The sequence below is a fragment of the Xanthomonas hortorum pv. cynarae genome (genome assembly GCF_002939985.1).
Lineage (GTDB): Bacteria > Pseudomonadota > Gammaproteobacteria > Xanthomonadales > Xanthomonadaceae > Xanthomonas > Xanthomonas hortorum_D.
In genome coordinates this window covers 16983-31949 of record NZ_MDFM01000026.1, presented here as the reverse complement: position 1 = coordinate 31949, position 14967 = coordinate 16983, and the positions used below count along the sequence as shown (strand labels likewise).

Annotated in this window: 14 protein-coding genes; 4 read left to right on the top strand and 10 right to left on the bottom strand. The window is 64.7% G+C overall.

The features are described from left to right. Nucleotides 1–33: 33 nt before the first annotated feature. Nucleotides 34–246: a hypothetical protein gene (locus XcyCFBP4188_RS16735; RefSeq protein ID WP_104592477.1), complete on the top strand. Its 213-nt coding sequence runs from the start codon at nucleotides 34–36 to the stop codon at nucleotides 244–246. 300 nt (nucleotides 247–546) lie between these two features. On the opposite strand, the gene XcyCFBP4188_RS16730 is transcribed toward XcyCFBP4188_RS16735, so the two are convergent. From XcyCFBP4188_RS16730 to hrcA, 6 genes are all read right to left on the bottom strand, one after another. Next, nucleotides 547–1674: a prephenate dehydrogenase gene (locus tag XcyCFBP4188_RS16730; RefSeq protein ID WP_074057771.1), complete on the bottom strand. Its 1128-nt coding sequence runs from the start codon at nucleotides 1672–1674 to the stop codon at nucleotides 547–549. Next, a complete protein-coding gene (gene pdxY / locus XcyCFBP4188_RS16725; protein ID WP_104592476.1) occupies nucleotides 1671–2579 on the bottom strand; it encodes a pyridoxal kinase in 909 nt (302 codons plus the stop codon). The genes XcyCFBP4188_RS16730 and pdxY overlap by 4 nt, the downstream gene beginning before the upstream one ends. Before the next feature lie 334 nt (nucleotides 2580–2913). Then, a complete protein-coding gene (dnaJ, locus tag XcyCFBP4188_RS16720) occupies nucleotides 2914–4044 on the bottom strand; it encodes a molecular chaperone DnaJ (protein WP_104592475.1) in 1131 nt (376 codons plus the stop codon). Nucleotides 4045–4204: 160 nt separating this feature from the next. Next, nucleotides 4205–6130 carry a molecular chaperone DnaK gene (dnaK, locus tag XcyCFBP4188_RS16715; protein WP_006449460.1) on the bottom strand — a complete coding sequence of 642 codons (1926 nt, stop codon included), beginning with the start codon at nucleotides 6128–6130 and terminating at the stop codon, nucleotides 4205–4207. Between the two features lie 141 nt (nucleotides 6131–6271). Beyond that, nucleotides 6272–6790 carry a nucleotide exchange factor GrpE gene (grpE, locus tag XcyCFBP4188_RS16710; RefSeq protein WP_104592474.1) on the bottom strand — a complete coding sequence of 173 codons (519 nt, stop codon included), beginning with the start codon at nucleotides 6788–6790 and terminating at the stop codon, nucleotides 6272–6274. A gap of 101 nt (nucleotides 6791–6891) precedes the next feature. Then, a complete protein-coding gene (hrcA, locus tag XcyCFBP4188_RS16705; RefSeq protein WP_104592473.1) occupies nucleotides 6892–7944 on the bottom strand; it encodes a heat-inducible transcriptional repressor HrcA in 1053 nt (350 codons plus the stop codon). Between the two features lie 116 nt (nucleotides 7945–8060). On the opposite strand from hrcA, the gene recN reads away from it, so the two are divergent. Further along, nucleotides 8061–9725, top strand: coding sequence for a DNA repair protein RecN (gene recN, locus XcyCFBP4188_RS16700; RefSeq protein ID WP_006449457.1), 1665 nt, complete (start codon nucleotides 8061–8063; stop codon nucleotides 9723–9725). 110 nt (nucleotides 9726–9835) lie between these two features. Here recN and fur read toward each other — a convergent pair whose 3' ends face one another. Then, entirely contained in the window at nucleotides 9836–10246 is a 411-nt protein-coding gene (fur, locus tag XcyCFBP4188_RS16695; RefSeq protein WP_006449456.1) for a ferric iron uptake transcriptional regulator, read from the bottom strand. Between the two features lie 104 nt (nucleotides 10247–10350). On the opposite strand from fur, the gene XcyCFBP4188_RS16690 reads away from it, so the two are divergent. After that, nucleotides 10351–10746 (top strand): outer membrane protein assembly factor BamE, encoded by a 396-nt coding sequence (locus XcyCFBP4188_RS16690; protein WP_006449455.1) that lies wholly within the window; start codon nucleotides 10351–10353, stop codon nucleotides 10744–10746. 271 nt (nucleotides 10747–11017) lie between these two features. Here the strand turns inward: XcyCFBP4188_RS16690 and XcyCFBP4188_RS16685 are convergent, their stop codons facing one another. Continuing rightward, on the bottom strand, nucleotides 11018–11293 hold the full coding sequence (locus XcyCFBP4188_RS16685) for an RnfH family protein (protein ID WP_006449454.1): 276 nt from the start codon (nucleotides 11291–11293) through the stop codon (nucleotides 11018–11020). A 3-nt stretch (nucleotides 11294–11296) separates the two neighbouring features. After that, a complete protein-coding gene (locus XcyCFBP4188_RS16680; protein ID WP_006449453.1) occupies nucleotides 11297–11728 on the bottom strand; it encodes a type II toxin-antitoxin system RatA family toxin in 432 nt (143 codons plus the stop codon). A 60-nt stretch (nucleotides 11729–11788) separates the two neighbouring features. Here XcyCFBP4188_RS16680 and smpB point away from each other — a divergent pair, with 60 nt between their 5' ends. Then, the gene (smpB, locus tag XcyCFBP4188_RS16675) at nucleotides 11789–12292 is read left to right on the top strand and encodes an SsrA-binding protein SmpB (protein WP_006449452.1); all 504 of its coding nucleotides are present in this window, start codon (nucleotides 11789–11791) and stop codon (nucleotides 12290–12292) included. Nucleotides 12293–12442: 150 nt separating this feature from the next. On the opposite strand, the gene XcyCFBP4188_RS16670 is transcribed toward smpB, so the two are convergent. After that, nucleotides 12443–14893, bottom strand: a complete 2451-nt coding sequence (locus XcyCFBP4188_RS16670) for a S8 family serine peptidase (protein ID WP_104592472.1) — start codon at nucleotides 14891–14893, stop codon at nucleotides 12443–12445. Nucleotides 14894–14967: the final 74 nt, after the last annotated feature.

Here is a 14967-nt window from a genome sequence, read left to right as displayed (position 1 = left end):
GCACTGCGACCCTGGAATCTTTCGGAGGTGCGTATGTCTTTTCGGCAATTTCCCGCAGTCGATGCAGATGGCGAGTCTTACGTCATCATCGAGTTCCGCGACGAGCTCGCATCCCCCAACGCGCAGCAATCCCGCACGACCGCGCACGCTGCGCCACGTTACGAACTCCCCGATGGCCGCCACCTGCGACGGCACGGCCAGCGCTTCGTCACCCAGGGTGGCGAGTTGCGGCTTTCGACGTCCTGAGATGGCGCTGGTCATTTTTTGACCACACAAGCCGCAGCCGTTGCAGCGCAATGGCTGCGCGCAGTTATCCACATGCTTGTGCAGATTTCATCCACACCCTGTGTGGATGAAATGTATGTTGTGCGTGCGCGGCATTACGCCAAGCGACAATCAGCCAGGCGACAATCACTTGCGACGTCGATCTATCGCATGCGACTGCAGTCAAACAGCATGTAGTTGCTGCTGACACATCTGCAGCCTGATACCACATCGACACCGGCCAACCACCGCACGCCTACCCTGCACTACCGCTACCCGACGCTACCCAACGCGATCGGAACGCTCCAGCACCCGCCCGATCCCGCTGCGGTCGATCTCGCTGGCAGCTTCCGTCAACGCAACGCGGTCGCTGTTCGGTTCGAACCCAATCCGGAAATGCAGCTCGCCCACCGGCGTGCGCGAGGAATGGATCGACGACAGATTCACCCCATGCTGCTCGAACACATGCAGCAGCGCGCGCAGCGAGCCGGGTTGATCCTCCGGCAGATATACGCTCAGCGTCAGCGGCTCGGTGAGATCGGCCAACAGGTAGCCAACGCGCTCGTAGGTGTAGTTGCCCGCTGCAAGCGACTCGCGTTGCAATGCCTGTGCGTTGTCGTCCAGAAATCGACTGCGAAATTGCATACGCGCGGCGTCGTCGCCTTGCGCGACCAGGGCGCGCAATTCCTGTAGTTGCAGCAGCAGGCGATCGAGCATTTCGCCCACGTACGGATTACCGAACTGGATGTCTTCGTAGATCGACGGATTGAGCGAGAGAATGCGCGCGATCACCGCGGTATCCAGCTCGAACGAGGCAGAGCGATACGGCATCAGCGCGCGCAGTTCGCCGAGCAGCGGCGCGTAGTCACGCAAGGTGCCGGCCTGCGCCAGATGGGTGGCGTGCACCATCGCCTGCACCAGGGCCATCACGCGGTCGTGGTGCTCGGGCGTGGCGTACACGCATTCGGCCTGCAGCGCGCTGTAGAGCGTCTGCACCCACGCCGACCAATGCTGCAGACGCGCCTCGCAAACCACCATCACCCGCCCCTTCAAGGTCGGCGACTTGGGCGGTGCGGTCATCGGATGCAGACCGACGACGTCGGCCTGCGAGGTGAGCATTGCAGCGACCGGCGCCTGCTTGATCGAGGTGACATCCATCCACAACTGCGACGCCGCGCGCGGCCCGGCAAGTTCGACATAGCGTTCGATCAATGCGGCGGTGTGGCGGATCGGCGCAGAAAAAATCAGCACATCCGCACGCTGTGCCAGGCTCGCCTCGTCCATGCCGCCGACCTCGGCCGGATCGAAGCCGATCACCTCCAGCCCCATGCGCACGCGCAGAAACTGCGCCAGCCATCGACCGTAAGCGCCGGCAATGCCGACGATGCCGATCACCGGCTGCGCGATCATGCCAAGCGCTCGAGGGCAAAGCGCGGTGCACCCGCCAGCGCGGCCGGAGCGGCGGCCAGCACATCGAACTCTTCATACCCTGCAGACAATGTCGCTTCCAATGCGCTATGCACACCGCTGAGCGCATGCCCCACCGCCTGCTCGAACGGCACATCGCGCAACAGGAAACCGATCAGCAACGCCATCAACACATCGCCGGTACCGGCAACATCCACCGGCAAATGCAGCGTGGCCCAGCGATACACCGCCGCATTGCTGACCGCCAGCGTCACCAGCTCGCCGGCCGCGCCGGCCACGCTGTGCGCAAGCACCCATTGCGGGCCGCGCGCCAGCAATGCGCGCGCGGCAACGACGGCATCGTCCTGTTCCAGACTCGGCAAACCGGTCAACCGCCCAAGCTCGAAGGCATTCGGCGTCACCAGCCAGGCATGCGGCAACAGCCGCTCGGCGAACACGCGTTCCAATCCGGGTTCGACATACGGGCCGGTGTGCGTGTCGCCGATGACCGGATCCAGGCAATAACGCAGCTGCGGCGCCTGCGGCAAGGTCTGCTCCAGCCAATCGGCAAAGACTTCGCCATTGGCCAGGCTGCCGAAATAGCCCGATACCAGAATGCGCGCGCGTTGCGGCAGCCCACGTTCGCTCGCACCCAGCAACAGATCGGCCAGCCAATCGGCCGGCAGAATACGCCCGCGCAAGGTGGCGTAAAACGGCGCATTGCTCAGCAGCGTGGTGGGCACTTCCGCCACCCGTAGCCCGAGCGCGCGCAACGGCGGTACCGCTGCGCTGTTGCCGGCATGCCCATAGACCAGTTGCGATTGCACCGAGATCACATCGATCGGCGAAGGACCATCCGGGCGCTGACGGCGACCGTGGACGAGGTGACTGTCGGGGGCATTGTTCATCGCCGCATTTTACGCCAGCGCCACCGCGCGCCCAGCGTCGATCGATGCGACCGTCGTCCGCTCGCCACTGCGCGCACCGCCGCCAGATCGGTCTGTGCGCTGGCAGCAGTCGCTATCGCCCTTACCTCTGTGGGCTCCCGCCGCACAAACGTAAATGCCGGCCCCTAGGGCCGGCATTCATAGGGAGAACCTCGCTCAGCCGTGCAAGTCTCCGGGCATTCGGAAGCGGGCGTCCGCTCCCGCGAGTCCCGAATCGCCACGATGGCGTACCATCCCGGCAGGCGCTGCCACGCCGCCCTTACGATTCCCCAATCCCGATTCCCGACTCCCGGCCTCAGGACGTCATCCGATCCCAAAAGCCCTTGACGCCATCAATGAAGGTGGCCGACTTGGGCGAATGCTTGCGCGCATCCTCACCGGTGAAGGTGGACTCGAACTGCTGCAACAACTCGCGCTGATCGGCGGTCAGATTGACCGGCGTTTCGACCACCACGCGGCAGTACAGATCGCCTTCGGTACGACTACGCACCGAACGCACGCCCTTGCCGCGCAGACGGAACAGCTTGCCGGTCTGAGTCTCGGCCGGAATGCGGATTTCCGCCTCCCCACCCAGCGTCGCCACACGCACGGTGTCGCCGAGCGCCGCCTGCGAAATGCGGATCGGCACTTCGCAATGCAGGTCGTCGCCATCGCGCTGAAAGATCGCGTGCTCGCGCACGCGCACTTCCACATACAGATCGCCGGGCGGTGTACCGGCCGGGCCGGCTTCGCCCTCGCCTGCCAGACGGATGCGGTCGCCGGTATCCACACCGGCAGGCACCTTGATCGACAGCACCTTGTCTTCTTCCACACGGCCGGCGCCGTGGCAGATCTTGCACGGATTCTGGATCAGCGTGCCACGCCCATCGCAATGCGGGCAGCTCTGCTGCATCGCAAAGATGCCGCGCTGGATGCGCACCTGGCCACGTCCGTGACAGGTCCCGCACACCTCCACCTTGCCGTCTTCCGACCCGCTGCCGTGGCAGGGATCGCATTCGATCAGGGTCGGAATCTCGATGCGTCGCTCGATGCCGGCAACGGCTTCTTCCAGATCCAGTTCCAGCACGTAACCGACGTCGGCGCCACGTCGCGCAGCGCGCGGACCGGCGGCGCCACCGCCGAAAATATTGCCGAAGATATCGCCAAAGATATCTCCCATGTCCGGGCCACCCGGCCCACCGCCACCACCGCCCATGCCGTGCTCGAACGCAGCGTGGCCATGCGCATCGTAGGCGCGGCGCTTGTTGCCGTCCGACAACACTTCATAGGCTTCCTTGCACTCCTTGAACATCGCCTCGGCAGCAGCGTCGCCCGGATTGCGGTCCGGATGGTGCTTCATCGCACAGCGCCGATACGCCTTCTTCAGCTCCTCGTCGCTGGCGCCACGGGCCACGCCCAGCACTTCGTAGTAATCGCGTTTGCTCATAAGCCGGTATTGGGGATTCGTGATTTGAGATTCGTTGAAACGCAAAAGCGGACAGCATGCGCTGGTCCGCCTTGGCGACGCGACGCGTAGAGGATATCGGGGTGGGGACTCACACGCACGGCGGCGTGCGACTCCCCATTCCCGATTCCCAAATCACGGCTTACTTCTTGTCGTCCTTGACCTCGGTGAACTCGGCGTCCACCACGTCATCGGCCGCCTTGGACGCCTGCGCGTTGCCGCTGGCTGCATCGGCGTTGCCGCCCTGCTCTGCCGCGGCGGCTGCCGCGTACAGCGACTGGCCGGCTTCTTCCAGGGTCTTGCTGCGCGCTTCGATCTGCGCCTTGTCGTCGCCCTTCATGGCCTTTTCCAGATCCGACAGCGCCGCTTCCACCTTGCCGATCACATCGCCGCCGACCTTGCTGCCATGCTCGGTGATCGCGGTGCGGGTGGCGTGGATCAGGCCATCGGCCTGATTGCGGGTCTGCACCAGTTCCTGGAACTTCTTGTCTTCTTCGCGGTTGGCTTCCGCGTCGGCGACCATGCGCTGGATCTCTTCGTCCGACAGACCCGAACCGGCCTTGATCTCGACCTTCTGTTCCTTGTTGGTCTTCTTGTCCTTGGCCGACACGTGCAGGATGCCGTTGGCGTCGATGTCGAAGGACACCTCCACCTGCGGCATGCCGCGCGGCGCCGGCTCGATGCCGGACAGGTCGAACTTGGCCAGCGACTTGTTGAAGCGGGCCTGCTCGCGCTCACCCTGCAACACGTGCACGGTCACGGCCGACTGGTTGTCTTCGGCGGTGGAGAAGGTCTGCGAGGCCTTGGTCGGGATGGTGGTGTTCTTTTCGATGATCTTGGTGAACACGCCGCCCATGGTTTCGATACCCAGCGACAGCGGGGTCACGTCCAGCAGCAGCACGTCCTTGACGTCGCCGGCCAGCACGCCGCCCTGGATCGCGGCACCGACGGCCACGGCTTCGTCCGGGTTGACGTCCTTGCGCGGTTCCTTGCCGAAGAAATCGGCAACCGCCTGCTGCACCTTCGGCATGCGGGTCTGACCGCCGACCAGGATCACTTCGTTGACATCACTGGCGCGCAGGCCGGCATCGTTCAACGCGGTGCGGCACGGCTCGATCGACTTCTTGACCAGGTCTTCCACCAGCGCTTCGAGCTTGGCACGGGTCAACTTGATGTTGAGGTGCTTCGGGCCCGAGGCATCGGCGGTGACGTACGGCAGGTTCACTTCGGTCTGCTGGCTGGTCGACAGCTCGATCTTGGCGCGCTCTGCGGCGTCCTTCAGGCGCTGCAACGCCAACGGATCCTTGCGCAGATCGATGCCCTGATCCTTGTTGAATTCGTCGACCAGATATTCGATGACGCGGTTGTCGAAGTCTTCGCCGCCCAGGAAGGTGTCGCCATTGGTGGCCAGCACTTCGAACTGCTTCTCGCCATCGACTTCGGCGATTTCGATGATCGACACGTCGAAGGTGCCGCCGCCCAGGTCGTACACCGCAATCTTGCGGTCGCCGCCATTCTTGTCCAGGCCATAGGCCAGGGCTGCAGCTGTCGGCTCGTTGATGATGCGCTTGACGTCCAGACCGGCGATGCGGCCGGCGTCCTTGGTGGCCTGACGCTGGCTGTCGTTGAAGTACGCCGGCACCGTGATCACAGCCTCGGTGACCTTCTCGCCCAGGAAATCCTCGGCGGTCTTCTTCATCTTTTCCAGCACGCGCGCAGAGATTTCCTGCGGCGCCATACGCTTGGCATCGCTGGTCTGCACCCAGGCATCGCCGTTGTCGTGGGCGAGGATGCCGTACGGCACGTGCGAGATGTCCTTCTGCACTTCAGCGTCGGTGAACTTGCGGCCGATCAGGCGCTTCACCGCGTAGAACGTGTTCTTCGGGTTGGTGACCGCCTGGCGCTTGGCCGAGGCACCGACCAGCACTTCGCCGTCCTTGGTGTAGGCGACGATCGAAGGCGTGGTGCGATCGCCCTCGGAATTTTCGATGACGCGGGCCTTGCCGCCGTCCATGATCGACACGCACGAGTTCGTGGTGCCGAGGTCAATACCAATGATCTTGCCCATGGATACGCTCCTGATGATTCTGTAGCTGTTTCCGGCGACGCCGGGTCTGGCTGAGATGTGGGGGTGGTGCGCAGGTGTTCAAGCCACCTGTACGAATCTGCGTTCCGCGTCCGCGCCGGCCAGTTCAGCCGGCAGCAGCCTTCAGTCGTGCTTGGCCACGACCACCAGGGCCGGGCGCAGCAGGCGATCGTTGAGCAGATAGCCTTTCTGGAACACCTGCACCACGTGGCCCGGCGCGATGTCCTCGGCCTCGCCCTGGCTGATCGCCTGGTGCTGGTCCGGGTTGAACGGCTGGCCGACCGGATCGAGCAGGGTCAAACCATTGTCGGCGGCCACCTTGAGTAGTTGCTTGTAGGTCATGTCCAGACCATCGCGCAGCGGGCTGGGCTGGCTGCCGGCTGCGGTCAGGCCGGCAGCCAGGCTGTCGAACACCGGCAGCAGCTCGCCCAGCAGCTTCTCGTTGGCGAACTTGCGTGCATTGTCGACATCGCGGGCGATGCGCTTGCGCTGGTTTTCCAGATCGGCGCGCTCGCGCAGGGCGTCGGCCTTGACCAGCGCGATCTCGCTGCGCAGCGATTCGATCTCGGCCTTGAGCGGATCGGTCTCGGGTGGGTTCTGGGACAGGTCTTCGGAGTCGAATTCGGAGTGGTCTTGGTTCATGTGCACAGTTCCCGGGCCGGCGGAACGCCCGCCCCAACGTCACCCCGTATGTGGGCGCGCGCGCGCGTTTCAAGCAAAACGATCGCCCCGATCGACTGCGGTTATCGCGTCGCGGGCGGTTCCATGGCCGCACCCAGCACCTGGGCGGCGGTCTGCACCAGCGGAATCAGGCGGTCGTAGGCCATGCGTTTGGGCCCGATCACCCCCAGCACGCCGAGCACCTGGCCATTGGCGGCATACGGCGCGGTGACCAGCGAGACGTCTTCCAGCGACACCATGCCGGTCTCCTCGCCGATGAAGATGCGCACGCCCGGCGCCTGGATGGTGCGTTCGAGCAGCTGCAGGATCTCGCGCTTGCTGGCGAAAGCCTCGAACAGCTCGCGCAGGCGGTCCAGGTCCGACAGGTCCTGCACGCCCATCAGCCGGGTCTGCCCGGCCATCACCATGTCGTCGGCCTCGGCCGGTACCAGCGCCTCGCTGGCCAGGTCCACGCTGTGCGCCAGCAGCTGCTCCATCTCGTTCTTGGCCATGCGCAGCTCGCGCAGCAGCGAGACGCGAATGTCCGACAGCGCGCGCCCGGCAAACTGCGCATTGAGGTAATTGGCCACCCGCTCCAGCTCGGCGGGCTCGTAAGCGCGGCGCGGCTCGATCACCCGGTTCTGCACCTCGTTGTCGGCAAACACCAGGATCGCCAGCACCCGCCGCGCATCCAGCGGCACGAAATCGATATGCCGGAAGGCGAACTGCTCGCGCCGCGGCGCGCTGACCACGCCAACGAAGTGGCTCATCGCCGACAGCATCTGCGAGGCACTGCCCAGCAACGATTGGGTGCCGTTGCCGCTGGCAAGCTCGGCGCGCAGGCGGCGCACTTCTTCCTCGCCCGGCGGCTGCATCTGCACCAGGCTATCGACGAACACGCGGTAGCCGTGTGCGGTAGGAATACGCCCGGCCGAGGTGTGCGGAGAGCTGAGCAGCCCCACGTCTTCCAGGTCGGCCAGGATATTGCGGATGGTGGCCGGGCTGACATCCAGCCCCGCATGCTGGGCCAGCGTCTTGGAGCCCACCGGCTCGCCGTCGCGGATGTAACGGGCAATCAGCGTCCGTAGCAACTGGCGTGCGCGGGGGTCGAGCGTTGGGGACTGTGACGCGCGCATGGGATCATCCGGTGAGACTGGGCATAGATAATCTCTGGCCCCGTGATTGGCAAGGGTCTCATTCCCTCGCCGCCCCTCCCACCCTAAGCTTGCCCAAAGCGTTCACACTCGATCCCATGCTCAGACACCTCTCCATCAAGGATTTCGCCGTCGTCCGCGCCACCGAACTGGAATTCGGACCGGGCATGACCGTGGTCTCCGGCGAAACCGGCGCCGGCAAGTCGCTGATGGTGGACGCGCTGGGCTTTTTGTCCGGCCTGCGTGCCGACAGCGGCGTGGTCCGCCACGGCGCCGACCGCGCCGAGCTGTCGGCCGAATTCCAGCTGCCCGGCGAACATCCGGGCCTCACCTGGCTGGCCGACAACGAGCTGGACGACGACGCGCAATGCCAACTGCGCCGCATCATCCGCGCCGATGGCGGCTCGCGCGCCTGGATCAACGGACGCCCGGTCACCTCCTCGCAGTTGGCCGAGCTGGCATCAAGGCTGGTGGAAATCCATGGCCAGCACGAACACCAGGCCCTGATGGCCCGCCACAGCCAGCTCACCCTGCTCGACGCCTACGCACGTAACAGCGCGCAGCGCGAACAGGTGCGCCAGGCCAGCCGGCACTGGCAGGCGCTGCTGGACGAGCGCGATGCGCTGTCGGCGCAGGGCGATGTCTCCGACCGCATCGGCTTTCTCGAACACCAGTTGGGCGAACTCGAACGCGAAGACCTGGACCCGGCCGCAATTGCCGCGCTGGACGTCAATCATCGTCGTCAGGCGCACGCCACCGCGTTGATCGGCGCCTGTGAAAGCGTCGCCCAGCAGCTCAACGGCGACGATGGCGCATCGGCGCTGGGCCTGCTGCAAGGCAGCCGCCACGACCTGGCCCGCGTCGCCGAACACGAGCCGCGCCTTGGGGAGGTGGACGCACTGCTGGACAGTGCCGCAATCCAGATCGACGAAGCGCTGGCCCTGCTCGACCGCGTACGCGACGACCTGGACGCCGACCCGGCCCAGTTCGAAGCGATGGAACGCCGGCTCGGCCGCCTGCACGATCTGGCCCGCAAGCACCGCGTGACCCCGGACGAACTGGCCGCGCAGCGCGACCGCATGAGCCAGGAAGTGGAAGGCCTACGCGGCGCAGACGAACGCCTGCAGCAGCTGGACAAGCACATCGCCACCGCAGCCGACGTCTGGCGCAACGCCGCCGCCGCCCTCAGCGCCAGCCGTACCACCGCGGCAGACTCCTTGTCGGCCGCCACCACTACGCTGATCGGCGAGCTGGGCATGGGCGGCGGGCAGTTCCTGATCCAGTTGCAGCCGCAGGACACTTTGCGCCCGGACCCGAACGGCGCCGAGCGGGTCGAATTCCTGGTCGCCGCCAACGCCGGGCAACCGCCGCGCGCGCTGCGCAAGGTCGCCTCCGGCGGTGAGCTGTCGCGGATTTCGCTGGCGATCGAAGTGGCTGCACTGGGGCTGGACAGCGTGCCGACCATGGTCTTCGACGAAGTCGATTCCGGCATCGGCGGCGCGGTGGCCGACATCGTCGGGCAGAAGCTGCGCGCCCTGGGCGAAGAGCGCCAGGTGCTATGCGTCACCCACTTGCCGCAGGTCGCCGCCAAGGGCCACGCCCATTACCGGGTCAGCAAGGCGCCGGTGGACGGCATGACCCAGAGCGCGGTCGAACTGCTCGGCCCGCAGGCCCGTCAGGAAGAACTGGCGCGCATGCTGGGCGGCGTGGAAGTCAGCAAAGAGGCTCGCGCGGCCGCACGGAAGCTGCTGCAGAGCGCGTAATCGGCTCGATTGCCGGGCGACACGCTCGGCGTTGTCGAGGCGGCTACCGTCTGCAAACGCACAAGGCGGCCGAAGCCGCCTTGTCGTTACCGCCGTGCTGCGCGCCGCGTTTAGCGCACACGCTTCTTGCGCACGTACAGCACCAGCGAATGCTCTTCCAGCTCGTAACCGTGCTGAGCGGCGATCTGACGCTGCAGCGCCTCGATCTCTTCGCTTTCGAACTCGATCACGTGGCCGGTATCCACATCGACCATATGGTCGTGGTGGCCACCGCGATCCAGCTCATAGACGGCCTGGCCGCCTTCGAAATTGTGCTTCAGCACCAGGCCGGCAGCCTCGAACTGGGTCAGCACCCGATACACCGTGGCCAGACCGATTTCGTCGCCGTGGTCGAGTAGCTGGCGATAGATGTCTTCTGCGCTGAGGTGGTGGTGATTGCTCTTTTGTTCGAGCAATTCCAGTATCCGCATCCGCGGATGGGTCACCTTGAGCCCGACTTTGCGCAGGTCGTGGGTTTCCATACGTTCTCCGTTCATTGGCGATTTAGCGCCAGCTGCCTTCAAACGGGTCGCGGCGACCGGGGGGAGTGTATCATCGGCGTGATTTCCTCAGCACTTAATCCCCGATGCGCAATCTCCTGCTGGTCGCCGCCGTTGCTCTTTCCACCGCTGGCTGCGGCATCATTTACAAGCAGCCGATCTACCAGGGCAATCTGATCAAACAGAATGCCGTGGAGCAACTCCAGGTCGGCCAGAGCAAGCAGCAGGTCAGCGCGTTGCTGGGCACTCCTTCGATCCCCGACCCGTTCCACGCGCAGCGTTGGGACTACACGTCCACCCAGCGCGTAGACCGTCTGGCGCACACCGAGGTCAAGAACTTCGTCGTGTACTTCGAAAACGAGCAGGTCACCCGTTGGGAGGGCGATTATTTCCCGGCCCAGGACGAGCAGCTCGCCAAGTCGGCACCCAAGCAGTTCGGCCGCAATCTGGCGCGCGACAAGAAGAAGCAGCGCGGCCGTTGATGCGGGTGCTCGGCGATTTTGCGATCGCCTGAGTGTTGGCAGGACCAGAGAACGCATCCCTTTGAACGGATGCGTTTTTTAGTTTTGGCCGGTCGGAAAGACGTGTTCGATCAAGGACTGCAGCGCGGGCCCTGACACCGACTGCGCGTTTTTTGTCGGCTGCGTCGTGTCCACAGGCGCTTGTCCGAACCAACGGCTACGTTCGGCTTTTCAGGACAGTCACCGGAAGAGTTCGCTGTGCCGCACCGTGCGTCGCAGCGCTGGCAAACGACTAGGCGTTGGGACCGGCCTTTTTGCTTGGTCCGGCACGGCGGCGACGCGCCTCTTTCGGATCCATCAACAGCGGCCTGAGCAATTCGACCCGGTCGCCATCGCGCAGCACCTGATCCGGTCGCGCAATTACCCCGTGAATCGCCTGTGCTGCGATTGGCTGATCCACCGCCAGACCAGAGGAGGCAATCGCCTCGGCTACCGTGGCGCCGTCAGCCAGATTCAGTTGCATCGAGCTGTAGCGATCCGGCCAGGCCAGCACCACTTCGACCTGCATGGCTTACACGTCGCCGCGATCGGCGACCCGCACGAAATCGTTGACCATGCGATCGGCCAGCCCCTGAAAGCCCAGCGCCAGCGCCGGACCCAGCAGACGCGAGCTGGTCTCCACTTCCATCGTCAAACTGACCTTGCAGGCGTTTTCGCCGAGCGACTGAAATTCCCACAGCCCTTCCAGACGCTTGAACGGGCCGTCGCGCAGATGCATGACGATACGTTCCGGGCGCTCAAGCCGATTTTCGGTAGTGAACCAGGTGCGGAACGACCCCAGCCCCAGATCCAGGCGCGCCACGATATGCGCCTGGTCCTGCTCAAGCACATGGGCAGCGTCGCACCAGCCGAAACGGCGCGGATAGGCGGCGACATCATTGACCAGATCGAACATGCGGGTGGCGCTGTGTTCGACCAGTGCGCTGCGACGGATGGTAGGCATTCTCTAACTTGTGAAAGACAGAAGATCGTTTGAAGACACCGAATCGGCGACAATAGCGGCATGAGCAAGAAACCAGCCAAGGATAAAGCAAACGGCGCGACGGCCACGAAAACCATCGCGTTGAACAAGCGTGCGCGCCACGAATACCACCTGGAAGAGCGCTACGAAGCCGGCCTGGCCCTGCAGGGCTGGGAGGTCAAGGCGATTCGCGCCGGCCGCGCCAATATCATCGACGGCTACGCGTATGTGCGCTCCGGCGAGATTTTCCTGATCGGCGCGCAGATCACACCGCTGATCCAGGCCTCCAGCCACACCGTGCCGGTGGAACGACGCGACCGCAAGCTGCTGCTGCATCGTCGGGAAATCGACAAGGTGCTGAGCAGCGTCGAACGCGACGGCTACACCCTGGTGCCCACTGCGCTGTACTGGAGCAACAACAAGGTCAAGCTGGAAATCGCACTGGCCAAGGGCAAGCAGAACCACGACAAGCGCGACGCCGCCAAGGACCGCGACTGGCAGCGCGACAAGCAGCGCGTGATGCGGCGGCATAATCGCGATGCGTGAGGGGCCGGGATTGGGGAGTCGGCATTGGGGATTCGTAACCGCAGATGCTGCTTGCTGATTCAGATGTAGCGACGCCCTTGCGCCATCCACACGATGGGAGCCACCAGCGTCCTGAGGTGCTTTTGCCAATCCCCAATCCCGACTCCCGAATCACGTCCTCCCAAGCATCCGCATCAGATTCGGCACCCCCCTGCCCTGCACATAGCGATCGCGTTGCAGGTCGGTACTGGTCTCCAGCAGCAGTTGCTTGACCCGGTCTGGAAAGCCGATGAACTCGCGACGTGCGGAAAGAAATCCGGCCAATACGCCGGAGACATGCGGTGCGGCCATGCTGGTGCCGCTCATCTCCACCATCAGGCTGGCCGCATCGTTCGGGTCGAAGTCGTAATAGGCCGACAGGATCTTTTCGCCTGGTGCGACCACATCGGGCTTGCCGCGGCCATCGGCGGTCGGCCCGCGCGACGAAAAATACGAGACGCCGTAGTTGTGCGGGCTGCTCTTGTGCACCGAGCCGACCACGATGGCGTCTTCCAGATTTCCCGGGTCGCTGATCGACAGATCCATGTTGGCCGGATACGCATCGCCATCGTTACGCATCAACCAGGCCATGCCCTCGTTGCCGGCGGCGACGACAACCAGTACGCCTTGCCGCCATAGCCGGCGTAACTCGTTGCACAACGGCGTAAAACCGCAGCCGTAACTCTCCGGGTCGAAGTAGCCGCCCAGGCTCAGGTTGACCCCGTGGATGACCAACTCGCCGGCGCGCTCGTTGATCGCAGCCACCTGTTGCACCGCCTTGATCATCCACGAATCGCGGCCGTTTCCGGCGTCGTCCAGCACCTTGAATCCATACAACTGCGTGTCGGGCGCCATGCCGGCGAACTCCTGTGGTTTACCGGGATTGCCCTCCACGTCTGCGATCACCGCGCGAGATTGGCCGGCGATGATGCCGGCGATATGGGTGCCGTGCCCATGCCGATCGAGCCTGGCGAATGCATCGCCATCTGCGCGCGTCAATCGCTTAGGCGCGCCACGCCGCGTGCAATCCCATTGCGCCACCACACTGTCACGCTCGCCCTTCACGAAGAAATGCGGATGACTGGCCGCGATGCCGGTGTCCAGCACCGCCCAGCCGATCTGCTGACCGCGCGCGCGATATGCGGTGCGCGCAGCATCGGCATGCAAGACGTTGCCGGAGACGTTGATCAGCGCGCGCTTGCCGGCATCGCGCCACACACGCCGGAATCCGAGTGCCCGGTAGCGATCCTGCAGCGACTCGATCTCGAAGCGTGTCAGCCGCGCCGAGACGAAACGCTGCAAGCCGTCTTCCAGTTCGATCGCCTCATCCAATGCGTCGCCGCTCAAGCCAGTGCTGCGTGCCGCGGTCTCGCGCAACTGCGCCAGCAGCAGCGCACGCGTGGCGGCCGGGTCGTTGCCGAGCAGGCGACGATGCAGTTCGATCAGCACTTCGTGCCGATGCTCGGACCCATGCGCTTCCAACTGCTCGCTGAGATCCTTGATCAGCACCGCGTTGGACACCGGCTGATCGAAGCCCACACCGACGGCCTCGCGCACCGCCGCACGCACCTGCGGAATCGACAGATAGCCCGAGCCCGAATGCGGGTTGTGCTGCCAATCCGGATTCAAGCGTGCGTCCGAGAGGTTTTCGAAACGTCCCTTGGCATTGGCGATGTCGTCGCTGAGATCCGGGTCCAGCGCGATCGGGTCGCGTGTTTCGGTCACGTTGATCCAGCGCCGCACGCACTCGGGAAACGGCAGCTTGCGCGTGCCGGTCCAGCGTTTGAACATGCTGCGCACTTGCGGCAAGCCCAGCGGCGAGCCCAGGGTCAGGAACAAGCTGACCTCGCACTCGGCGGCTTGCAGCTGGCGCAGCACATCGAAGGCGATCATCGAGCCCTGGCTGTGCGCGACCACCACGAGCGGCCCGCCGCCCGAGCGCAACCGCTGCGCCAGGCTTTCGCGCATCAACGCCGCACGCTCGGGCACGAAGAACAGATCGTGCACGTCCTGCAGCAATGCGGCAGAAATCAGCCGAAGCAGCACGCGGTTGATCGCATCGATCGGGCCTTTTGCCTGCACGTCACCAACGGCGGGCGTGGCGGACGCCGTGTCCAGCTCATCCAGCAAGCGATGCAGATCGCTGCGTTCCTGCTCGCTCTGCGCCAAAGTATCGGCCAACAGATGCAGATCCTGCTCGCCCGGCACCAACCCAAGCGTACTCAAGGCACGTTGCACACTCTGGTTGAGCGCAGGGCCAACATCACGCGCATCGCAGTTGCCGGGCTCGGCGACCGGATACCGCTCGCGATTGACCCAGTACGCCAGGCGCGTGCGCTCGCCCATCGGCCGCCCGAACAAGGCCTTGTCCCATTGGCAGCGCAACACCTCGGCCGGCGGCTTGTTGCCGATGCCATGGATGTAGATCACCGTGCGCGCCTTGTCCTGCACGCGGCTCTTCGCCGTCGTCTGCGGCTGCGCGCTGCGTGCTGCACGTTTGCGCGCGGGTCGATCGGCAGTGGCCGCTGGTTTGCGGGGCGCTGCACGCGCCGGCCTTGGACGTGGGGGCTTGCTGGTCGCCATCGCTTCGCTCCTTCGTTTACAGATTGTTCCGTTCGGTACGGGACTGAAGCCACTGTAAGCGCTGCGTATCTCAC